The following is a 22,489-nucleotide window of genomic DNA, read 5'->3' on the forward strand; positions in this document are numbered from 1 at the left end:
GCGAACGCCTTTTCACGATGGAAATTGCATTTTCATCCCAACGCACGGTTCCTGAGGTCCCCCTCCTCAGAGCAAGCGCAGGCGATTTATGGGAAGGTTGCCTGTGGCCGGGTAAAGAGCTTGCCATTGGAGGCGGTCTGCTAAAGACTCGCGACCGCATGAGCCAACCAGCCACTCCTGAAATCACCCATCTCCGTGATCTGTCGCCGCATCAATGGAAGTCGGGCATCGCCGCGTGGCTGGGCTGGTTGTTCGACGGGCTCGACATGCACCTCTACACGCTGGTGTGGACCGTGTTCGTGGCGCAGTTGATGGACCTGCCACAGGACTCACCTGATGTCGGCGTGAAGGGATCGATCATCCAGGCGGCCTTTCTTGTCGGCTGGGCGGTGGGCGGCGGTTTTTTTGGCCGTGTGGGAGATGTGCTCGGACGCAGCAAGGCGCTGATGCTCACCATCCTCACGTATGCGCTGTTCACCGGCCTTTCATTTTTCGCCACGGAATGGTGGCACCTCATGGTGTGCCGTTTTCTTTCGGCTCTCGGCATCGGCGGTGAATGGGCCGTGGGTGCCTCGCTGCTGTCAGAGACCTGGCCGAAAAAGTGGCGGCCATGGATCGCGGCAGTGCTGCAGAGCGCGGTGAACTTCGGCGTGCTTCTGGCAGTGCTTGCGCATTGGATTCTTTCGGCCCAGCCGCCGAAATACCTCTTCCTCGTCGGCATTTTGCCCGCGCTGATCACCGTGTGGATTCGCAAGGCGGTGCCGGAAACGGACACCTGGGAAGAAGCCCGCGGCAAGCAGCCCGCGCCGGGTGTGGGCGAACTGTTCGGCCCGGCCGTGCGCGGCACGACGTGGCGCGTGCTAATCATCTGCGGCGTGTCTCTGACCGCGCACTGGGCCTTCCTGTTCTGGCAGGCCAAGGTCGTCAAACAACTGCCCGAAGTGATGGCGATGACCAAACAGGGCCAGGCGGAGTCCGCCGGGGCCGCGCTGATGTGGATCATGTTTGGCTCGATCATCGGCAACTTCATTGCCGGCGGGCTTGCGAAGCTGATGGGTTATCGCAAGGCCATCTTCTGGATGCTGCTGGCCTACTTTGGCGCGATGTTTGCCACCTTTCACTGGGAGCATTCCTGGAACGCCATGCTCTGGCTCTTCGCTCTCATCGGCGCATGCCAGGGAGTGTTTGGCCTCTTTACCATGTGCCTGCCGCCGCTGTTTCCCACGCTGCTGCGGACCACGGGCGCGGGGTTCTGCTACAATTTCGGCCGCATCATCGCCGCCGCGGGCACGGTTTTCTTCGGCGTGTATCAGGCCGTTCCGAATGTCCGTGAGGCGATGCTCTTCGCCAGCTACCTTTTCATTCCCGCCGCGTTCATCGCACTGCTGCTGCCGACTGAGCCGAAAGAGGCCGACGGCACCGCGAGCGCGGTGGATTGAAGGGGCGTCCCGAATATCGAATGACTGCGTTCGGTGTGAAGGCGGAGTCACAGGGGGCAATGTGCTGCGGTTCTGATCAAACGCGCGTGGCGGGCCGTATTGAAACGGCGTCATGATGAAATGGATCTGCTTCTCCCTCCTGGTGCTGGCTTCAGCGCATGCGGCCGAACTGCGCGTCGGCTCCGCCACGGTCAGCATCACGCCGGACAGGCCGGTGGCGCTGGCGGGGCAGTTTGGCACGCGTGTTTCACAAAGCGTTGAAGCTCCGGTGGAGGCGGCCGTGGTGGCGCTGGAGTCGGTGGATGGCGGCAAGGTGGTGGAGCAGGCCGTCTTCATCTCCTGCGATCTGGTGGCGGTTCATCAGTCGGTGCTGGCGCAGTTTCGCGAGCATCTGAAGCCGCTGATTCCCGAGCTGGATGTGCGGAAGGTGATCGTCTCCGCCACGCATACGCACACCGCGCCAGTGACTTCGGAGATCATGGAGGAGACGCTCATCACGTATCCGATTCCCAAAGAGGGTGTGATGCCGCCGGCGGAGTACACGGCGTTCATGATCGAGCGGCTGTCGCAGGCCGTGGTGCAGGCGTGGAAGAAACGCGCGCCCGGAGGCGTGAGCTGGACGCTGGGTTTTGCACAGATCGGCGAGAACCGGCGCTCCGTCTTTGCGGACGGGCATGCGCAGATGTACGCGAAGACGGCTGATGCGAGATTTCGCCACCTGGAGGCGGGCGCTGACGCCGGAGTGGAAACGCTGTTTTTCTGGGATGCGAACCAGAAGCTGCAGGCGGTGGCGGTGAACATCGCATGTCCCGCGCAGGAGGTGGAGAGCCGCAGCACGCTGAATGCAGACTTCTGGCATGACGCACGCGAGCAGCTGAAGGCAAAGCTGAACCTGCCGGCGCTGACCTTGCTGGGCTGGTGCAGCGCGGCCGGAGACCAGTCCCCGCATCCACAGTACCGCAAGGACGCCGAGGCACGCATGCTGAAGCTGCGGGGCTTGACGCGGCAGCAGGAGCTGGGAAGGCGGCTGTGCAATGCCGTGGCCGACACCCTGGACGCGGCTAAAGCGGACATCCGCACCGATGTGCCGCTGGCACACCGTGTGGAGGATCTGCAACTGCCGCCGCGCGTCATTATGGAGCGCGAGTATGAGGAGGCGAAGCGCAATGTGGCGCAGTACAGCGTGGTGGAGAAGCCCGACAACCGCGTGACGACCATGCTGCGCCTTGAAAAGGGAATCATCGAACGGTTTGAGCATCAGAAGGACCTGCCCCCTTATGCGATGGAGCTGCATGTGCTGCGCCTGGGCGATGTGGCGCTGACGACGAACACCTTTGAACTGTATCTGGACTGGGGCGTGCAGATGAAGGCGCGCAGCCCTGCGCAGCAGACCTTTGTGCTGCAGCTGACGAATGGCTGCGGCATGTACCTGCCCACCGCACTGGCGATCCAGGGCGGCAGCTACAGCGGCCTGCCCCATGTGAACAAGGTGGGACCTGAGGCAGGACAGATCCTGGTGGACAGCGCGGTGCGCGCCATGCAGGAGTTCTTTCCCACGGCGGCTGCGAAGTGAGGAGGGCGAAGAACGCGGGGCCGGGGAAGTCTCGCACCTCACGAACATGTCTGCCTAAAGGTGCTCATCCCCATTTTCTTCCAGGATGACGGCTTTGGGCAGGAGTGGCCTGCCATGCTGCCTGCCTTTTCACTGGTTATCCGGGAGGGGCTGCGTGGCGGCGGGGAAGTGGGTGCTGGCGCAGTCGGGGCAGATGCCGTGGGAGACGCTGGCACCCGTGTGTCTGGCGATGTAGCTGGAGACGTCGTCCCAGTAGCCCTGGTCATCGCGGATTTTTTTGCACCAGGCGCACATGGGGAGAAGGCCCTGAAGGGTGCGGACTTCATCAAGTGCATGCTGAAGCTCTGCAATGGTGTGGTCACGTGCTTCGACGGCCTCGCACCTGGCGACATCCATACGGTGAAGCTGGCGGGCGGTGGCCAGGATGAGCGTCGTGAAGAAAAACATGGCGCAGACGACGATGAAGGCGACGCCGGAAGATGAATCGTAAAGGACGGGGCGGAGATCGCTGCGGACGAGCCAGCCAAGAAACACGGGGAGGAAGATCGCGGCCGGCAGAAGTCGGCGAGCCATGATGCCGCCGGTGGTTTCGCTGAAGAGAAGCGTCTTTCTCGGAGAGGACTCATGCATGGCGCACCACAGGCCCGCACCCAGCAGCAGGAAGGCGAGGGCGGTGTGGACGGCCATGCCGGTGATCTGGCTGCTCCTGACCCTGAACACGAAGCCGAAGAAATGCCCCGAAAGATTGGCCAGCGCAATGAAGGTGAGGCAGATGCGGAGGGCGCGCGAAAGGGTGCGGCGCCAGCCGATCTGGCCGGCGAGGGAAAGCAGAAGTGCGACGCCGAAGAAGACAAAGCAGACGGCCGTCTGCGTGGACATCCGGCCAGGGACATACTTCTTCGAGGCAGGGGCGTTTTCTGCGATGAAGAGATTGTCGATGCCGAGATCCTGGCCAGAGAGGTGCTCGAAAAGGGTGAGAGAGCCAGCAAGAATGACAACGCCTGAAAAGAACTTCGACATGCGCTGGCAGCGAGGGCTGCGGCAGATGGAAGCGCCACGCAGGGAAAGGCCGGCGAGCAGAAACAGGAGCGCCGCATTGAACTTCATGGCAATGCTGCCCGGCACGATGCGCTTGAGGAGCGACACGTCAAAGATCCATCCGGCAATGGCGGAGATGCCGATGCCGATCACCAAAAGGCTGAAAAGATTGGTCCAGCGGGTGAGTCCTGTGCGGGACGTTGAAGGAAGAGCGGACACTTAAAAAGAAACGTAGAGGGATGAGGATCAGCGCTAAATGAATACCTGGGAGATGAAAGTGATCTGTCACATAATAGGGCATTGGCAAAAGCCTGTTATGCACTTGAATATGCATTTATTGCTCCGCGTAATGAGGAGCGGGCCGCTGGTAATCGATGGCCGTCGTTGGCACTCAAAGAGGCGCGCAGTGCACGCCGCAGTGCCCTTCCTCTGAGCCCGCAGGAGCCGCCTGCATCAGCGCCGCTCAGTGTGACGGCGCGTAAAACTTGTGCGGGGTGGAAAAACCCTCCACCGGGCCTTCGTGCACGAAGCGCACTTCGTTTTCCGCCGCCATTCGTTTCACGGCGGCCTCAGTGAGCAGCGTGTTCTGTTTTTGCGTGGCGGCCACCTTTTCCACCCGGAAGACGAAGTTCACCTCGGGGCCATGCAGATTGAGCTCGTTCATGGTCGGCACGGTGCCCAGCATGGCCGCGCCAAAGTGCAGCACCACTCGGAAGGGTGGATTGGCCGGGCGCTGGGCCTCATGCAGCCTGGCCACGGCCTGACGCACCTGGATGGCGCTGTCCGGCGTGTCGTCCCAGTAGCAGAAGAAGCCGTCGCCAAGGTATTTGGACATGTGGCCGCCGCATTCGTCGATGATCTGGCGGCAGGTTTTGAACCAGCTGCCGGTCATGCGTGGAAATTGCGCGCCATGGAGCGTCTGGGAGAGCTTGGTGGAGCCGATGATGTCCGCCACCATGAGCCAGCACTGCGCCTGCCGGATGTGGATCATCGTGGAGGCCATGGCCTGCTGCCCGCCGGGGTGCATGGCACTGAGAATCTCGGTGGAAAATTCCATCTCGTTGCTGGCCACACGGATGAGATCGCCATTGTGCAGGCGTACAGACTGCGAAATGCGGCGGCCGTTTACATACGTGCCGTTCGCACTGCCCAGATCCACCAGCCAGAACTCGCGCTCGCCCTGCGCCTGGATGATGGCATGCCGGCGGGACACCTCACTGTCGGCGATGGCCACGGAATTGTCCGGCGACCGGCCGATGCTGCAGGTGCCGTTCAAATCATGGCGCTCCCCATTGGGAAGGCGCAGCCACGATTGGAGGAGGTTGGAGCTCATGGTCGGAAATTAACATGCATTGTGACAAAGGATGCCACGCAAGCCAAGAACCTTGCGCGTAAATCGCAGGTTGTCAGCAGGGCCGAAAATGGACAAGGTAGGCCAACAATGGAAGTCACCCGCGAATTTCACGCCCTCTTCAATCACATCGAAGCCGGGCTGTGGATTGTCATCGCGCTATCCCTGGCCATCTGGCTGCGCATGGGCCGGCCCTGGCGCTGGCTGCTGCCGCTGTCCTTTGGCATTTTCGGCATCTCGGATATCATCGAGGCGGAAACCGGCGCGTGGTGGGAGCCATGGTGGCTGTTTGTGATGAAAGCCGCCTGCGTGCTGGTATTTCTGCTGGCTTTTCTGGAGCGGCGGCGGCAGGAGAAGAGGAACAAAAATGGCTGAGTCCCCCTACAAATTTTGCAGCAGCTGCGGCGCCAGCGAATGGATCGAGAAGAGTGAGCGCGAGTTTGTATGCGCCGCGTGCGGCTACCGTCACTTCATCACCCCCATCGCCGCGGCGGTGGCGGTGCTGCTGGATGCGCAGAACCGCGTGCTCGTGGTGCGCCGCGCTCATGAGCCCGGCTTTGGCAAACTCGGCCTGCCCGGCGGTGTGATTGAGCCCGAGGAAACCGGGGAGATGGCCGTGGCGCGCGAAGTGCACGAAGAGGTGGGCATCGAGCTGCCCGCGAGCGCCTTCACTTACTTCCTTGCGCTGAACAACCGCTACCCCTTTCAGGGCTTCACCTGGCCCACGATCGATCTGTTCTTCGTGGCCCGAGTACCTGACTTTGACAGCGTGAAGAAGCAAGCCTCGGAAGTCTCGGAAGTGCTGATCTGCCCACTGGATGAAGTGGCGTATGACGACTTCGCGTTCTGGACGAATGCCGAGGCGGTGAGGCTGTGGCGGGATGGAAAGTGAAGGAGTCGCAGCGTGTTTCGGCCTGCCTCAGGGCTGCGCTTCGTTCACTCCTTCGGGCTCTTTGCCGTCGTCTCCTTGACTGCGTTCGGCTCGGGTTTGGGCGTTTCTGTGGCCGCCTTCCAGCGCATCAGTTCGTCGTAATAATCACCGTAATATTTCCAAGGGTATGGTGAGTCAGGGGGGTATTGCTTGATCCACGTTTCGAAATCTGGCTGGTAGTTGTGGAGCCAGCATTGCGGGTCAGGAACGAACCCTGAAATCTTGCACCAGGGCAGCCAGACATCCGTGTAAAAGGCCTGCATCTTTCCCAGTGCGACGTATTCGAGCCTTACTGTTTGGACGATGTAGTCGTGCCGGGTGCATTTGCCCGCGCAGGCATCCGCAATTGCCGCACTAAATTCGGGGGCGTTTTCCAGGTTCAGAAGTTCAAACACCGCTTCCTTCCACAGCCGCTCGAAAACTTGGTTGGAGGTCTCTTTGCTGTCAGCGGCGGGCATCTCGAGATAGAGGTAGCCTGTGTCCTTGCCGTAGGAATGCATGGCCTGGGCGCCTTCGGTGGGGATGTCCCCGTGCCAGGCGGTCCAGAAGCGGGTGGTCTTGCCGGCAAAGTGTTCGGCCACCCACTGCCAGATGCTGTCCTGCTGCCGCACCCAGTAGATCTGCTCGCCGATCCGGCAGCTCTTCATCACCGGCCGGTCCGCGAGCATGTGCTGCATCTGCTTGAGGGACCAGCTCTGCGGCGTTTCGGATTTGGAAAAACCTTCGCCAAATGCCGGCAGGCTTTGTGCCAGCAGGAGGAGAAGCAGAAGTGCTTTCTGCAAAGACATGTGCGGAGTGTGTCATGCCGCTGAGGGAGCTGCAAGAGTGCAGTAGTCGCCTCGCTCAGCGATGAGAGGATTGTGGCACTACGCCGCCACCGGTGCGGGGGCATCAAACCAGCGGTTGTGTTCTTTGATGAGATCGATGAGGCGTTCGACAGCTTCTTCCTCAGGGATGTTGAACTTCACGGCGGTCTTGCCGACGTAGAGGTTGATTTTGTCCGGGGCTCCGCCGACGTAGCCGAAGTCAGCATCGGCCATTTCACCGGGGCCGTTGACGATGCAGCCCATGACGGCGATGCGCACGCCTTTGAGGTGGCCGGTGGCGGCGCGGATTTTTTGCGTGGTGGTCTGCAGGTTGAAGAGCGTGCGGCCGCAGCTCGGGCAGGCGACGTAGTCGGTCTTGAAAATGCGCACGCCGGCGGCCTGCAGGATGTTGTAGCTGATGCGCAGCGCCTGGCCGGGGGCGGCTTCGCCATTCACGATGACGGCATCGCCAATGCCATCGCAAAGGAGGGAGCCGATGTTGGTGGCGGCCACGAGGAGGTTCTCGGTGAAGTCATCGCTGCCGGCGGCCCGGAAGGTGTCTTTGAGAAGGATGGGATGCCGCGCCTGAAGCTTGGCGGCGAGCAGGCGGTAGGCGGCAATCACGGGCAGATTGAGGCCGTCTTTGATGGTGACGAGCTTGGCGGTGGCGCTGTCATAAAGGCTGGCGATGGCGGCATCATCGCGCGGGTCGAGCTCGACCACGCCGCTGTCTTCGATGACGACCTCCGGCTTGTAGTCGCCGAGCTTGTCGATCTTGTGAGCGACGGCGTCCCACTTCTTGCGGGTGGTGAATACGGGCACGGTTTCAAGACCTCCCGTCTTGATGCCATTCACCGTGACCACCTCCGAGCTGCGGCGCACGTAGTCAAAGGGATCATAGCTGACCTGCGGAGCGTTGCTGATGTGCTCGTGCTGTGCGGGCAGGCCCTCGTTGTAGGGCTTCACCAGCTGCTGTGCCACGGGGATCTCAAAGATGGCGTCTTCGGTCAAGGAGACGCGCACGGTATCGCCGATGCCGTCTGCAAGGAGGGATCCGATGCCGATGGCGCTCTTGATGCGGCCGTCTTCGCCATCGCCGGCTTCGGTGACGCCGAGGTGGATCGGATAGTTCCAGTCGGAGCCGAGTTCATTGAGATGCGCCACGAGCAGGCGGTAGGCCTCGATCATGACCTTCGGATTGCTGGCCTTCATCGAGAAGAGGAAATTGTGATAGCCCTGCGCACGTGCGATGCGGGCAAACTCCAGCGCGCTCTCCACCATGCCCAGCGGCGTGTCGCCATGGCGGTTCATGATGCGGTCGCTCAATGAGCCGTGATTGGTGCCGATGCGCATGGCGCGGCCAAGGCGGATGCACTCCTTCACCAGCGGGACGAACTGCTCCTCCATGTAGGCCACCTCGGCGGCGTACTCGGCATCGGTGTACTCCTTGACGGCGAACTTTTTTTTGTCGGCGTAGTTGCCGGGGTTCACGCGGACTTTTTCCACCCACTTCACCGCTTCCATGGCGGCGTCGGGTTTGAAGTGGATGTCGGCCACCAGCGGCACATCGCAGCCGGCGGAGCGAATGCCATCGCGGATGTGCTGGAGATTTTCGGCGATGACGCGGGTTTGGGCGGTGACGCGGACGATCTGGCAGCCTGCTTCGGCGAGTCCGAGAGCTTCCTTCACGCAGGCGGCGGCGTCCCGGGTGTCGCTGGTCAGCATGCTCTGCACCACCACGGGCGCACCACCGCCGATCTGGACATTCCCCACCATCACGGGGCGCGTTTCGCGGCGCTGGTAGTTGTAAAGGTCGGGGCAGTAGCGGAGCAGGGGGGAGGACATGGTGGGTGCTTAGAATGCCGGATTGCAGCGGTGACGCAAACGGGAAGCCGCGGGCATGAGCATGTGCTTACAAGTTTCTTACGTGGGTCTTGCCGGTTTGAGCGGGACGTGGTAAGATTTGACTGAATATGGCAAATATCGTTGTTATCGAAGATCATCCCCCCGTGCTCAAGCTTTTGGCCGCCCTCTGCCGCTCTGAAGGGCATGATGTGATGGCCTTTGACAATGGCCGCGCCGGGCTGGACGCCATCCGCGAAATGACGCCAGACCTGGCGCTGGTGGACCGCCGCCTTGGCGAGATGGACGGGCTGGACATGATCCGTGACGCCCGCGAGGCCTCACCCCAGACCCGCTTTGTGATGGTCTCCGCCTGCTCTGAGACGCGCGACATCGTGACCGCTGTGCGCCGCGGTGTGTGTGACTACGTGACCAAGCCCTTTGAGCCGGACGAAATCAAAGCCGCCGTGGAGCGCGCCCTCAGCGAGCCCTCGGAACCGCCACCGCCGCCGATCTCACGGCAGAAGCTCATCATCCTGTGCCCCAAAAAAGCAGCCTGAGATCTGCCGGCCGGGCTCTGCGGCCGTGGCCCTGCTGCGTGCGGCAGCGACCGCATTTTGAACTTTGAAGTTCGCAGCCGCTGGCGCATTGGTAAACCATGGAAAACACCCGCCGTCTGCTGTTTGCGCTGTTTGTATTCGTGCTGGCCGCGCTGCTGTTTGCGTCCTGGCGCAGCGGGCGTGAGGGCTACGGCGCGGTCAATCTGCTCAAGAGCGAAAAACCCGGTGCAGGCCCGCTCACCCAGCCGCAAAAGGCCAGGATCCCGGGGGATGAACTGCCGCTGCTCGGCCGCCTGAATGACGAGCTGGCCAAGGTGTCCGCCGCTGTGCTGCCCTCGGTGGTCAGCGTCTCCACCACCTCCTTTCGACCGGGCCCCATGGGCTGGCGTTCGTTCAATGATGCCGAAGGAAAGGGAGTCGAGCCGATTCCCAGCCTTGGCTCCGGAGTGATCATCAGCAAGGAGGGGCACGTCGTGACAAACTACCACGTCATTGAGGGACTTCAGGCCAACATCCAGGTCACCACCAACGACAACCGGCCCTACCTCACCGTCATTCTGGACTACAACAAGGAGCGGGACATCGCGCTGCTTAAGATCGAGAGCCCGCGCGTGGATTTTCCCGCGCTGAACTTTGCCAACTCAGACGACGCCCGCGTGGGCCAGATCGTGCTGGCGGTGGGAAATCCCTTTGGCCTCAGCGGCACGGTCACGCAGGGCATCATCAGCGCGCGGGACCGCCACCTCAGCGACAGCCAGCTGGACTACCTGCAGACAGACACGGCCATCAACCCCGGCAGCTCCGGCGGCCCGCTGGTGAACATTCGCGGCGAAATCCTCGGCATCAATGTCTCCATTTATCGCGGAGATGCCAAGACCAACAGCTGGCAGGGCGTGGGGCTGGCCGTGCCATCGAACGAAGTGAAATCCGCCGTGGAAAGCATGATGGCCAAGCTCAAGGAGGACGACAAGAACGCCGCAGGCATGAGCGGCAACATGGGCAAGGGCTACCTCGGCCTCGAAGTCAGCAGCGAGCCCGTGGAGATCGATCCGGTATGGGGCACCTCGCGCCGAGGCGCGCTGGTGTCCGGCATTGGCGACAAGTCGCCCGCCTTCGATGCAGGCCTGCGCCCGGGGGATGTGGTCACGAAGTTTCAGGGCATGGCCTTCCGCTCCCCCGCCGACCTGCTGCAGATCATCCGCACCCAGCCGCCCGGCAGCGAGGTGAAGCTCGAAGTCATTCGCAACAGCAAGATGGGAGACATCATCGCCCGCCTCGGCACGAGGCCGGAGCCGGGGAAGTGATGGGGTGGCCTACCGGGGCTTCAGGGTGAGGTGCTGCCGGGTGCGGGTGGTGGAGAGGCGCAGTTCGGCCGTGTCAAACTGGACCTCGACGCTGCCGGCGGTCCAGGTGTCGAAGAGGGGGATGTGATGCTTTGTGGCATGGTCTACCAGGGAGGCTGGGAGGGCGGTCTGAGCGTCACGGGGGTCGCTGCCGCAGAGGATCAGCTGGGGGCGGGCGCGGAGGAGAAATTCGGCGCTGGGGGCGCGGTCGTCTTCGTGCTGGCTGCGGATGAGGATGTCGCAGCCCAGGTCGGCGGCGCTGGCGCAGAGGGCTTTTTCGGCGCGCCAGCCGGCGTCGCTCATCCACAGAACGCGCCAGGGGCCGAGGTGGAGCAGCAGCACCATGGCGCGGTCGTCTCCGCTTTCTCCGGGCAGATTCGGCGCGGGGTGCAGCATCTGCGCTTTGACTTTAAAAGCCGCGCCCTCGGAAAGCGCGATGCTTTCACCGGTGCGCAGGCCATGGAGGGAGGGCGGGTGCGGCTGATCGAGCAGACGGCGCAGCGGCGAGCGCGAGGAGTCGCGCGGCCCGGGCTCCTGGGCGCTGGCATAGATCTTGGGGGCCTGAAAAGTGCTGAGCACGGCGGGAAGGCCGCCGATGTGGTCGGCGTCGTTGTGGCTGAGGAAAACGCCGGTCACCTGATTGACGCCGTTTGAATGCAAATATGGGCGCAGCACGCGGCGGAAGGCGGCCTCGTCCCCGGTGTCGAAAAGCCAGTGCTCCGAGCCGATGCGCAGATGACTGGCCGAGCCGCCGCGCGGCAGCTCCAGCATGTGCCACACGGCGGGGGCGGACGAGGAGGCAAGAACGGCGCCGGGCTGGAAATGGAAATTTGCGCCCGGCAGCGCGGCGAACCATGCGGAGCTGACGATCATGGCCCTGGCGAGGCACCAGTTCAGATTGTTGAAAATGATCTGCAGGCCCGTCAGACGCACCGCCGCCGCGCACAGGCTCAGGGTGGTGGCCGCCAGGCACAGGGATGACAGCGGCACGAGCACGCAATTGGCGATGACGGCCACGGGAGTCACGGCTTGAAAATGACCTAGAATGAAGGGCAGGCTGCCAAGCCATGCGGCGAGCGAAACGCAGACGGTGCGCACGAGCCACAGGCGGCACTGGCTGGAGGTCCGCTGCTGCCAGCTGGCGAGCTGCGGCGGCAGGAAAGGGTCCAGCTGGGCAAAGCGCGTGAAGCGCCTCAACAGCGGAGCCGCACCGATGGTGCTTAGCCACAGCACGCCAAAGGAGAGCTGAAAGCCGGGCATGAAGAGCTGGTGTGAGTCCGTGCCCAGCAGCAGCAGGGCGGCGGCGCCGAGGCTGTTTTCCAGAGACGATCTGCGGTCCAGCAGCGCGGAGCTGAGGTAGATGGCCACCATGAAGGCCGCACGTGAGGCGGAAGGCCGCCAGCCGGTCACAAAAGCATACGCAAACACGACGAAGATGACGAGCCACAGCGAGACATCCCGCCGCGTGCCCACCATGCCCAGCGCCACCAGCACGATGGCTCCCAGCATGGCCACATGCAGGCCGCTGACGGCAAAAACGTGCAGCGTGCCGCTGTTGCGGAAGGCGTCCTCGATTTCGTCATCCGCTTCAGCGGAGACTCCCAGCGCCATGGCGCGCAGCACGGCCACGGTTTTTGGGTCGTCATCCAAATCCTGCCCAAGCTGGTGGCTGATCCACTGCCGGCAGCGCTCCGCCCGTTCGAGAAAGGAGCACCACCACACCTCGCCGCCACCTTCCGCGCGCTGCAGCTTTTCGACGTCAAAGCGTGCCACTCTGCCCATGCGCAACGCGTACTCCTGCGAGTCAAAGGTGCCGGGATTGGAAGCAGGCCGCGGCAGGGAAAGCATGCCATGAAGGTCATACACGCCGGGGCCGGGAAAGGGGATGTTTTTGGGCAGGCGCACCAGCAGCGTGGCGGGCTGGGAGAAAGCGCTGCCGCTCTGCGTGATCTCGATCTGCTGCGTCTCGCACAGCGCGTGCGCGCGGCCATCGGCCGTGGAGTCATACTCGGGCAGCAGGCTGCCGCGCACCGTAGCCTGCACCGGGCCTTCCTGCTGCTGCAGGGCCAGACGCAGAGGGTGGCCGTAGGTCTCGTCGATGCGTGTGGCATGGACGAATGCGAAGACCATGAGGCAAGCCGGCGGCAGCAGCCAGGCACGCCCGCTGAGCAGCGCCGCAGCCAGCAGAGCGGTGGTTCCCAAAAGAAACCACGTGCCATTTGCGTGCAGCCAGCCCCATTCACTGGCAAGGATGCCGCACACGGCCGCAAGCGCCAGAGCCATGAGCGGATTGATCCGTGCCCAACGCTGGAGTTTTGCGAGCATGCACCGGCAGATGTGGGTGCCTACGCGGTCGCCGCGCCCTTCGAGCGCTGTTCCATCAAGAGCTTGTACTGCATCTGCTCGAGTTCGCTCATGCGGTGGTGCGCATTGGCGCTGTGGCGGGTGTTGGGGAAGTTGCCGATGATCTGCTCCAGCATGTCGCGAGCGGTTTCAAAATCATGGCGGTGGGTCAGATGAATGTCGGCGATGCGGAACATGATGAATGCCGCGTCATCCACGGGCCAGTCCTTGCTCTGCAGGTGCTCCTCAAGGGCCTTCAGCGCCGCCTGCGGGTCACGCAGACGCTCGGCATAGACCTTGGAAATTTCGGCCACGGGGAAGGGATCGTCAGGCTTGTCCTCCAGCATTTTCTCATAGTACTCGATCGCGCCGGTGTAGTCGCCTTTGGCGATGCAGGCGGCCGCCTTGGTCATCTTGTCCTGCTCGACCCGTTCGCCGGAGGAGAAGACCGCCTCCCCCATCAAGTCTCCCACCCAGGGGATGACGAACTTCACGGCGAGCAGGCCACCAATGAGGCCGATGAAGATCATGAACACCAGCTTTCCACCGTCGCCCATCTCTTTCATGAAAGTCCACAGCAGGGCGAGGAGCAGGACGGCGAGAGTGATGACGCAGATGCGGATGATAAGCGCGCGGTTCATAATTCGGGCTGGTTATTTGGGACGCTATCAAAACGGCCTCGATTCACCAAGCACGAAATTTGGAGGGGGGAGGGGGACGGCTTCAACTTTGCGCGGTGGATGTCTGCAAAGACAGGGGAAACACGCGTCGAAACAAGAGCTTCATCCCTTGAGCGGTCAAAAGGTCTGGCGAGTAGGAGGGGGGCGTTTTTTAACCGCAGAGGCACGATGAACAAAGAGATCTGCGATCAAGATCAGTTTCAGGCCTCTGTGGTTGATTCTTTGCCAAGCTATCTCCCAGACTTCTATTCATGGATCGTGGTACGAGCTGCTGCCATTCGGGACAGGCAAGTGCGGCCGTCACTATCTGATCAGCCGCCGCCTAGGGCTTTGTAAAGCTGCGCCTGCACCTGGAACTGGCGCTTGGTCACGCCGATCAGCTGCAGGCGTGCTTTCAGCGCATTTTGCTGCGCATTGAGCACCTCGATGTAGGTGGCGCGGCGGGTGCGAAAGAGATCGCTGGCCGTGCCCACGGACTCGATGAGCAGATGAACCTCCTTCGATTTTACCGCTTGCAGGTCTTTTAAAATGCGGATGAAGGCGAGCTGGTTGTGCACCTCCACGTAACCGTTTACGATGGACTGCTGGTAGGCGGCCAGGGCCTCCAGCTGCGAGGCAGTGGCGTGGTCAAACTCGGCCTGGATGGCCTTGCGATTGATCAGCGGAGCCACGAGGCCTCCGAGCGCGGAGTACGTGGCGGAGTGGGCGCTGAAGAGGAGATTGCTGCGGAAAGCCTGCAGGCCCAGCATGCCGTTGATGGAGACGGAGGGCAGAAAGGCCGCCTTTGCTGCTTTCACATCGGCCTTGGTAGCTGCGAGTTCAAACTCGGCACGACGGATGTCCGGGCGGTTTTTCAGCAGATCCGCCGGCACACTGGCGGAGAGCTGCGGCGGCGCCGCGTGCTGCAGCCCGAGCTTGCTGCGCAGGATGGGGCGCTGCGGATCTCCCAGCAGGCTGCAGATGATGCCCTCCTGCTCCACGATCTGCTGCTGGATGTCGAAGCGCATGCCTTGCAGATTGAAGAGCAGCGCCTCAAACTGCTGCACCGCCAGTTCATTGGCTGCGCCTGCCTGCTTCTGCGTCTGCACGGTTTCCAAAGCATCACGCTGAATCTTGATGGTTTCGTCGATGTTGGTGATCTCAGCATCCAGCGCCAGCAGCTCGTAGTAGGCGGTGGCCAGCTCGGCGATCAGCTGCGTCTGCACCAGGTTTCTTCCTTCCACGCTGGCGAGCAGGCGCGCGGTGGCGGAGGTTTTTTTGCTGCGCAGCTTGCCCCACAGGTCGATCTCCCAGGTGGTCTGCAGGCCGAGCATGTAGTCGGGCAGATCCCGTGGCACGATGCGGCCGTCGTAGATGGGCGATGTGCTGTTGCCTGCGCCATCCATGGTGTAGAGGCCAAAGCGCTGCAGCCCCGCGCCTGCAACTCCGGAGACCTTGGGCGCGAGTGCGCTGCGTGCGGCGGTGATCTGCGCGCGCGCCATCTCGATACGTTGCAGCGCGATCTTGAGATCGCGGTTGTTCTCCAGCGCCTTGTCAGTGAGCGCCTGCAGTTTTGGATCGGTGAAATGTTTCTTCCACTGGCTCACGCCGGTGAAGGCGGCTGTTTTATCCGCTTGAGGCGGCGGCGTTTTTTTTCCGAAGCGGCGCAGATCTTCACAGCTGGTCAGCATCAGAGGCAGGAGCGAAAGGCAGGCGCTCAGCAGGGGCCAGTTTTGTGGCAAAACTTCACGCATGTTCCGGTGCTTTGGCGGGTTCAGAGGTTCGAGTGATGGAGGCAAAAATGACGTAGAGGCCCGGGATGAGGAGCATGCCAAACACAGTGCCGAAGATCATTCCGCCCACCGCTGCTGCGCCAATGGTGCGGTTGCCCGCGGCACCCACGCCTGAAGCTGCCATGAGCGGACTCAGGCCCGCGACAAAGGCCAGCGAGGTCATCAAAATGGGCCGCAGGCGCGAGGTGGCGCTCTCCACCGCCGCCTGCAATGGCGCGAGGCCTTCGCGCTGCCGCTGGATGGCAAACTCCACCACAAGAATGGCGTTCTTTCCAAGTAGGCCGATCAGCATGATCATGGACACCTGCGCGTAGATGTTGTTTTCCAGCCCCAGCCACAGCAGAAACGCGAAGGCACCCACCAGCCCCGTCGGCAGGGAGAGAATGACGGGCAGCGGCAGCAGAAAACTCTCATACTGCGCGGCCAGCAGGAGGTACACAAAGGCCAGGCAGATAATGAAGATGTAGATCGCCTGGTTTCCGGCCATGATCTGATCCCGCGTGATGCCCGCCCAGTCGATGCTGAAGCCTTTGGGCAGCTTCTCCTTCGCTGTTTCCTGGACGGCCTTGATGGCCGCGCCACTGCTGAAGCCCGCAGCAGGCTCGCCATTGATCTCGGCGGAGGTGAACATGTTGTAGCGCGTCACCTGGTCCACGCCGAAGACTTTCTCCAGCTGCACAAAGGTGCCTATCTGCACCATCTCTCCGGTGTCGTTTTTCACATGCAGTTTCAGGATGTCCTCCGGGCGCGCACGGTACTCCGGCAGTGTCTGCACCATGACTTTGTAGAGCTGGCCAAAGCGGATGAAATTGGTGGCGTACTTGCCGCCGAGCATGGTCTGCAGGGTGCTCATCACGTTGTTGGCGGTCACGCCTTTTTGCGCGGCCTGGTCATTGTCCACATGCGCGAGGTACTGGGGGAAGCTGGCGTCAAAGCTGGTGAAGGCATTGGCGATCTCGGGCCGCTGCTTCAGATCGGCGATGAACTTCGCCGCCACGGCCTCCATGTTTTTGAAGTCACCGGTGCCGGTGCGGTCCAGCAGGCGGAGTTCAAAGCCGCTGGCATTTCCATAGCCGGGCACGGCGGGAGGAGAGAAGAGCTCGATCTCCGCGTCCTTGATGTGCCGCGTCCTGCGCACCAGTTCGCTCATCACTTCGCCAACGGACTCTTTTCGGTCATGCCAGCCGGTGAGATTGACGAGGCAGGAGCCATAGGTGGAGCCGCTGGCGTCCGTGATGATGTTGGAGCCTGCGAGCGTGGACACGGAGGAGATGGAGGGGATGCCCTCGCAGCAGTGCTGGATCTCGTCCACCACGGCCTTGGTGCGCTCCAGGGTGGAGCCTGCCGGAGTCGTGATACCCACGTAAAACGCGCCCTGGTCTTCATTGGGGATGAAGCCGGAAGGCAGCCTGCCGCCTGTGAGGACCATGACGCCGCAGAAGGCCAGCAGCAGCAGCCAGCTCAAGCCGCGCCTGCCGGCCAGCGCCAGAATCCATCCATGATAAACGCCGGAGACCTTGTCGTAGCTCTTGTTGAAAAGGCTGAAGAAGCGGGTCAGCAGATTTTTGCGCTTCGGCGCATGATGCGTGTTTTTCAGCATCAAGGCGCAAAGCGCGGGCGTGAGCGTGAGCGCCACCACGCCGGAAAGCACGATTGCGATGGCCATGGTCAGCGCAAACTGCTGGTAGAAAATGCCAGAAGGTCCGGACATGAAGGACGCGGGCACAAAGACGGCGGCCATGACCAAAGTGATGGCGATGATGGCGCCGCCAATCTCCTGCATGGCCTCCTCCGTGGCCTGGCGCGGTCCTGCGCCGGTGCCCTCCATCTTGGCATGCACGGCCTCCACCACCACGATGGCCCCGTCCACCACGATGCCGATGGCCAGCACCAGCGCGAGCAGCGTGATGAGATTCAGCGAAAAGCCGAGCAGCTGCATGAAAAAGAACGTGCCTACGAGAGACACCGGCACGGCGATGACCGGGATGAGCGTGGAGCGCCAGTCCTGCAAGAACACAAACGTCACGATGGAGACGAGCAAAAAGGCCTCCGCCAGCGTGCGCACCACCTCGTGCAAAGAAGCATCAAGAAAGCGCGAGACGTCGTAGCTGATCTCGTAGTTCATGCCTTTGAGAAAGGTGGTCTCCTTGATCTCAGCCATGCGCTGCTTGATGCTGGCAATGACTTCGTTCGCATTCGAGCCGGGCAGCTGTTTCAGCAGGATGGCCGCCGTGGGTTTGCCATTGAGCCTGGCTTCCACGTCAAAGTAGTTCGTGCTGAACTCCACCTCCGCGATGTCCTTGATGCGCAGCACCTGCCCTTCCTCGTTGGAGCGGATGGGGATCTTTTCATAGTCCTCTTTGGTGCGGTATTTGCCGGAGTAGCGAATGACGTACTGAAGGTGCGGCTCCGACTTGTCCGAGCTTTCCCCCACCTTGCCGGGTGCGGCCTCCACGTTCTGCTCCTTGAGCGCCACGAGCACGTCCTCGGCCGAGATGTTGTAGGCCAGCATGCTGTCCGGCTTGAGCCAGATGCGCATGGCGTACTCCCGCGTGCCGAGGATGTCCACAAAGCCGACGCCTTTGATGCGCTTCAGCTCGGTGAAGATGTTGATGTCGGCGAAGTTGTACAAAAACATCTCGTCGATGTCCGGATTGGTGCTGGTGATGTCGAGGTACATCAGCATGGCCTTCTCCTCCTTGGCGATGCGGACGCCGGCCTTGATGATTTCCTCCGGCAGCTCTCCCATCACGGTGGCCACGCGGTTCTGCACATTCACAGCGGCCACGTCCGGATCCGTGCCAGCCTCAAACACCACGGAGATGACGCCAATGCCATCGTTCGCCGCGCGTGAGGACATGTATTTCATCCTCGGCACACCATTGATGGAGCGCTCCAGTGGCACGATGGCCGCCTTCGTCAGCGTCTCGGCATTGGCGCCCGTGTACTCCACCGTCACATTGACCTCCGGCGGCGCGATGCTGGGGAACTGGGTGATGGGAAGCTGAAACAAAGCCAGCAGGCCGAGGAAGGTGATGATGATGGACACAACCATCGAGAGCACGGGTCTGCGGATAAACTGCTGGATCATTCAGGCCTTCTTGTTCTCGTTTGGGTGCATGATTTGTGAGACCTGGGCGCGCAGGGGGACTGCCGCGCCACGTTCAGGCCGGATTTTTTGGACGTAGCTGTGTGCCGCCTTACCTTGCTGCGTAGAAAGGGGCCACTTCCTCCAGAGATTTGAAGTCGGGCGCGATCACCTCGCCCTCCTTCACCACCTGAATGCCTTCAAAGATGATGCGATCCGTGGGCTGCAGACCCGAGTCGATGACGTAGTGGTTGGGCAGGCGCAGCTTGGTGCCGATGCTGCGCAACTGGATGCTGTTGTCCGCATTCAGCATGTAGACGCAGATCTTGTCCTGAACTTCGAAGGTGCATTTCTGCGGGATGACCAGGGCGTTTTTCAGGCGTGACTGCACCATCACCTTGCCGCTGGAGCCATGCTTCAGCAGATGCTCGGGATTGGGGAAGCGTGCGCGAAAGGCGATGTTTCCGGTGCTCTTGGAGATCACGCTTTCCCAGGTTTCGATGCGACCCTTGTGCGGATGGATCTCGCCATTCGCCAGCTCCAGCTCCACGCTGCCTTCCACTCCCAGATCCTTCCTGCGCGCCAGCTCCAGGTATTCGCGCTCGGAGACATTGAAGTAGGCGTACACATCGCCGTCATTGGAGATGGAGGTGAGCAGGTCGCCCTCGGAGACGAGGCTGCCCGCCTTGGTGCGAATGCGGTTGATGATGCCGTCAAACGGCGCGCGCACTTCGGCATAGGTCAGCTTGCGTTCCGCATCGGAGACGGTGGTGCGTGCTTCATCCACCTTGGCCATGGCGGAGTCCAGCCGCGCCTGCGCCAGCTCCCATTCCGAGCGGGCGATGATCTTCTTCTCCAGCAGCAGCTGATTGTTCTGCAGGTCGATCTCCGCCATTTTGGCCTCGGCCATGGCGGATTTGAGCCTGGCATTGGCACGCTTCAGCTCCTCCTGAAACTCATGGCTGCTGATGGTGAAGAGCACCTGCCCTTTCGTCACACGCTGTCCTTCATCGACGGGGATGGTTTCCAGGTGTCCGTTCACGCGGGCGCGCAGCTCCACAAAGTTGGAGTTCTGAATGCTGGCCACATATTCCTGGCCATGCGGCACATCCATGACCATGCCGGAGGTGACGGGGTAGGATTTGCTGGCCTCGTGGCTGGAGGCCGTTTTTTTCTCGCTGCAAGAGAGGGCTGGCAGGAGCACCGCGCAGCACAGGGCTGCCCTGGCAATGGCGCTGGCACGTTTTTCACGGAGAGAATGGCGGAGGGTCATGAAACTTTTGCATGAGCAGCAGATATGCCACTTCTCCAAAGCACGCCGAAAAAGGGGCTGCGGACGGAGGGGGGCGTATGGTGTTTTCCATCCCCTTCACGGGCTATTTTACACCCCTCCAAGTCAGATGGCGGGATTTGCAACGCGCCTATTCCGAGTCGCACATTTCAAGCTGGACAGTAGGAGGCGGGCGGCAAATGAGGGGCGATTCTCGGGGCGCGAGGGAAGCGGGTTAGGCTCCTCCGCTCCCTATGCCGTGTGGCGCAAAACGCTACACGCTATTGCAATAAGACGCCACAGGCTGAAAACGCCAGTTTAGCGCTCTCACTCACCGCGCAGGTCCAGGCAGATCACCCGCGGCCCTGACTTCCGCAGCAGATCTTCCGACTGCTGGCGCACATAGAGCAGGCCGTAGCTGAGCGCGGGCAGGCTCCAGGTATTCAGCGCGTAAAAGGCCTGCGCCTGCGCCAGAACCTTGGCGCCTGCGGGGCTGAGGTCCAGCCAGTGCAGCGAGCCCGTTTCGCCTAAGCAGAGGAAGGCGCCGTCCACTTTCAGCAGACTCGCACGCAGGATGCTCAAACGCACCGGATTCGCCCGACCGCTTTGTTTGCTGAACTCCGCGTCCTCCCATTCGATGTGCTGCTCCCATACTTCCGCGCCGGTGTCCGCATTCACGCACACGAGGCGGGACTTCGGCTCCGTCTCGCCATCGATGGCGTAGAGGTGGCCTTCGTGATAGACGGGATTCATCCAGTGCACGGCGAGCTTTTGCGACTGCCACACTTCTTTGGCCTGAAACTCCGCGTCATACTCCACCATCACGCCGCCGAGCGGGCGTCCTTTGGGATAAGCCGTGGTGATGAAGGCGCGGTTCTTTTCCGGAATGACCACGGGCGAAGTTCCGATGGCCTGGATGTAGTCTTCATTGCGCCAGGGAAATTTGGAGTGGAGCTTTCCACTTGCGGGATCGATGCACATGAGGCCGCCGATGGCGGGATCGCTCTCGCCACCCGCATAGACGAGCACCTTGGTCTGTCCGTGCAGTTTGGCGGGAATGGGGGAGGCATAGCTGGCACCCCAGGCGTCTTCCACGGTCCACGCCACCTTGCCGCTTTGGAGGTCAAAGGCCGCCACGCACACGCCTGCTTCGGAGAGCCGCGTTTTGCGCTCGCGCAGGCCTTCATTTCCTTCGAGCGCGCCCTTCTTCCCGCCGACGTTTAAGATCACCCGGCCATTGAGAATCAGCGGCGTGCCGCCCGCGCCGAAGAAATCCTGCGGCACGTTGTACTCTTTGCGCAGGTCATGCTGCCACAGCGGCCTGCCCGTTTTCAAATCGAAGGCACGCAGCTCCGAAGTCACCCCATACGTCACCACCACACCGTCAGAGATGACCGGGCTGCCGCGCGGCCCGTTGCCAAAGCCATAGCGGTCCTGGTATGAAATGGGATAATCCTGCGACCAGAAGCGCCTGCCCGTTTCGCGGTGCAGGCACTCGATGGTTTCCTTGCCTTCAAGGGCGTGGAAGATCACGCAATAATCACCGCTGATGGCAGGGGAGTTGTAGGCCTCTCCCATCTGCACTTCCCACACTGCCCTGGGTTCGCCCGCGCCCCACTTTTTGAGCAGATGTGTTTCCGGCGAGTGCGCATCATCCGTGGGACCGAGGACACGGGGCCAGTCGTTGGTTTTGGCGTCTTTCGAAAGCGGCTTTGGTGCTGCATGAAAGGTCAGCCGGTCAAACGCCTCCTGCGCAGGGCAGATGCGTAGAGCCAGAAGGATGAGGAAGAGGATCGACGAGCGGTGCATTGAGTGGTAACGTAATGCAGCCTTGAAAACCGCCACATTTTATTCTTCCTGCGGTTTGCTCTCGGAGTTCCTGCTCCAGGGAGGGAAATTATGCGCAGAGCGGGAGCCGGGTGGCGAAGGACCTGACAGTGGCGAGGTGAGCTTATGGAAAGCATGAACCCCAGACAAGATTTCACCTGGCATGAGCAACAGCTAGGAGCACTCATTCTGGCAGGCACCACAGCCTTCATAGTCGGATATGGAGTTGGGATTTTTGGAGCTGAAATCGGTGGTGCCAGGCTTGAGGTCGGTACGGTTTTGATGCGTGGTGTTTACTGCGCCTTTTTTCCGGTCATTCTGGCGTGGTTTACGCGAACTGTCTGGTTTTTCATGGTGCCCATCTACATGCTCGGATTTGGCATGAGCTTCGGGACTCTTCGTTCATTCAAGCTGCTTCCAGAGATTTTCATGGAAGCACTCAGAGTCGTTTGCTCACGCCTGGAAGGCAGACAAATGATTCCGGAGACTCCGCCTTCGCATCCCGATCTGCCTTGGATTTTTGCGATCATGCTGTGGTTGACGGGACTGGCAGCCGTCTTGAGCCGCCGCAGGCGGTTTGGTCATTTGGCCATGCCGCAGTGAACGCCGCAGTTCACATGGGTGAG

17 protein-coding genes are annotated in these 22,489 nt (G+C 61.6%); 7 read left to right on the forward strand and 10 right to left on the reverse strand.

Features of this window, described 5'->3' with window-relative positions; genetic code table 11:
* Positions 1-158 precede the first annotated feature (158 nt).
* Both ACILSO_RS02365 and ACILSO_RS02370 read left to right on the forward strand, forming a co-directional pair.
* Positions 159-1,439 (forward strand): MFS transporter, encoded by a 1,281-nt coding sequence (locus ACILSO_RS02365; protein WP_395735757.1) that lies wholly within the window; start codon positions 159-161, stop codon positions 1,437-1,439.
* A 112-nt stretch (positions 1,440-1,551) separates the two neighbouring features.
* Positions 1,552-3,012, forward strand: a complete 1,461-nt coding sequence (locus ACILSO_RS02370) for a hypothetical protein (RefSeq protein WP_395735758.1) — start codon at positions 1,552-1,554, stop codon at positions 3,010-3,012.
* A gap of 129 nt (positions 3,013-3,141) precedes the next feature.
* On the opposite strand, the gene ACILSO_RS02375 is transcribed toward ACILSO_RS02370, so the two are convergent.
* Together ACILSO_RS02375 and ACILSO_RS02380 are read right to left on the reverse strand one after the other, a co-directional pair.
* Entirely contained in the window at positions 3,142-4,269 is a 1,128-nt protein-coding gene (locus tag ACILSO_RS02375) for a hypothetical protein (protein WP_395735759.1), read from the reverse strand.
* A 244-nt stretch (positions 4,270-4,513) separates the two neighbouring features.
* Positions 4,514-5,383, reverse strand: a complete 870-nt coding sequence (locus ACILSO_RS02380; protein ID WP_395735760.1) for an FHA domain-containing protein — start codon at positions 5,381-5,383, stop codon at positions 4,514-4,516.
* Between the two features lie 21 nt (positions 5,384-5,404).
* Here ACILSO_RS02380 and ACILSO_RS02385 point away from each other — a divergent pair, with 21 nt between their 5' ends.
* Together ACILSO_RS02385 and ACILSO_RS02390 are read left to right on the forward strand one after the other, a co-directional pair.
* A complete protein-coding gene (locus ACILSO_RS02385; RefSeq protein ID WP_395735761.1) occupies positions 5,405-5,776 on the forward strand; it encodes a hypothetical protein in 372 nt (123 codons plus the stop codon).
* Positions 5,769-6,293: an NUDIX domain-containing protein gene (locus tag ACILSO_RS02390; RefSeq protein WP_395735762.1), complete on the forward strand. Its 525-nt coding sequence runs from the start codon at positions 5,769-5,771 to the stop codon at positions 6,291-6,293. Before ACILSO_RS02385 ends, ACILSO_RS02390 begins: the two co-directional genes overlap by 8 nt.
* A 44-nt stretch (positions 6,294-6,337) precedes the next feature.
* Here the strand turns inward: ACILSO_RS02390 and ACILSO_RS02395 are convergent, their stop codons facing one another.
* Together ACILSO_RS02395 and ispG are read right to left on the reverse strand one after the other, a co-directional pair.
* Positions 6,338-7,120, reverse strand: a complete 783-nt coding sequence (locus tag ACILSO_RS02395; protein WP_395735763.1) for a hypothetical protein — start codon at positions 7,118-7,120, stop codon at positions 6,338-6,340.
* Positions 7,121-7,198: 78 nt separating this feature from the next.
* Positions 7,199-8,983: a (E)-4-hydroxy-3-methylbut-2-enyl-diphosphate synthase gene (gene ispG, locus ACILSO_RS02400; protein WP_395735764.1), complete on the reverse strand. Its 1,785-nt coding sequence runs from the start codon at positions 8,981-8,983 to the stop codon at positions 7,199-7,201.
* Between the two features lie 128 nt (positions 8,984-9,111).
* Here ispG and ACILSO_RS02405 point away from each other — a divergent pair, with 128 nt between their 5' ends.
* Positions 9,112-9,540 (forward strand): response regulator, encoded by a 429-nt coding sequence (locus ACILSO_RS02405; protein WP_395735765.1) that lies wholly within the window; start codon positions 9,112-9,114, stop codon positions 9,538-9,540.
* A 98-nt stretch (positions 9,541-9,638) separates the two neighbouring features.
* Positions 9,639-10,844: a S1C family serine protease gene (locus tag ACILSO_RS02410; protein WP_395735766.1), complete on the forward strand. Its 1,206-nt coding sequence runs from the start codon at positions 9,639-9,641 to the stop codon at positions 10,842-10,844.
* 9 nt (positions 10,845-10,853) lie between these two features.
* On the opposite strand, the gene ACILSO_RS02415 is transcribed toward ACILSO_RS02410, so the two are convergent.
* The 6 genes from ACILSO_RS02415 to ACILSO_RS02440 all read right to left on the reverse strand — a co-directional run bounded on the left by ACILSO_RS02415 (position 10,854) and on the right by ACILSO_RS02440 (position 21,845).
* Entirely contained in the window at positions 10,854-13,166 is a 2,313-nt protein-coding gene (locus ACILSO_RS02415; RefSeq protein ID WP_395735767.1) for a ComEC/Rec2 family competence protein, read from the reverse strand.
* A 62-nt stretch (positions 13,167-13,228) separates the two neighbouring features.
* Positions 13,229-13,867, reverse strand: coding sequence for a tol-pal system YbgF family protein (locus ACILSO_RS02420; protein ID WP_395735768.1), 639 nt, complete (start codon positions 13,865-13,867; stop codon positions 13,229-13,231).
* Positions 13,868-14,217: 350 nt separating this feature from the next.
* Positions 14,218-15,639: an efflux transporter outer membrane subunit gene (locus tag ACILSO_RS02425; protein ID WP_395735769.1), complete on the reverse strand. Its 1,422-nt coding sequence runs from the start codon at positions 15,637-15,639 to the stop codon at positions 14,218-14,220.
* Entirely contained in the window at positions 15,632-18,769 is a 3,138-nt protein-coding gene (locus ACILSO_RS02430) for an efflux RND transporter permease subunit (protein WP_395735770.1), read from the reverse strand. The genes ACILSO_RS02425 and ACILSO_RS02430 overlap by 8 nt, the downstream gene beginning before the upstream one ends.
* A 109-nt stretch (positions 18,770-18,878) precedes the next feature.
* Positions 18,879-20,039, reverse strand: a complete 1,161-nt coding sequence (locus ACILSO_RS02435) for an efflux RND transporter periplasmic adaptor subunit (protein ID WP_395735771.1) — start codon at positions 20,037-20,039, stop codon at positions 18,879-18,881.
* Positions 20,040-20,363: 324 nt separating this feature from the next.
* Positions 20,364-21,845, reverse strand: a complete 1,482-nt coding sequence (locus ACILSO_RS02440; RefSeq protein WP_395735772.1) for a PQQ-binding-like beta-propeller repeat protein — start codon at positions 21,843-21,845, stop codon at positions 20,364-20,366.
* A gap of 153 nt (positions 21,846-21,998) precedes the next feature.
* Between ACILSO_RS02440 and ACILSO_RS02445 the strand changes: the two genes are divergently transcribed.
* Complete coding sequence (locus ACILSO_RS02445) at positions 21,999-22,466, forward strand: hypothetical protein (RefSeq protein WP_395735773.1); 468 nt, start codon at positions 21,999-22,001, stop codon at positions 22,464-22,466.
* The last annotated feature ends 23 nt before the right edge of the window (positions 22,467-22,489 follow it).

The sequence above is a fragment of the Prosthecobacter sp. genome (assembly GCF_044226605.1).
In the GTDB taxonomy this organism is placed as follows: domain Bacteria; phylum Verrucomicrobiota; class Verrucomicrobiia; order Verrucomicrobiales; family Verrucomicrobiaceae; genus Prosthecobacter.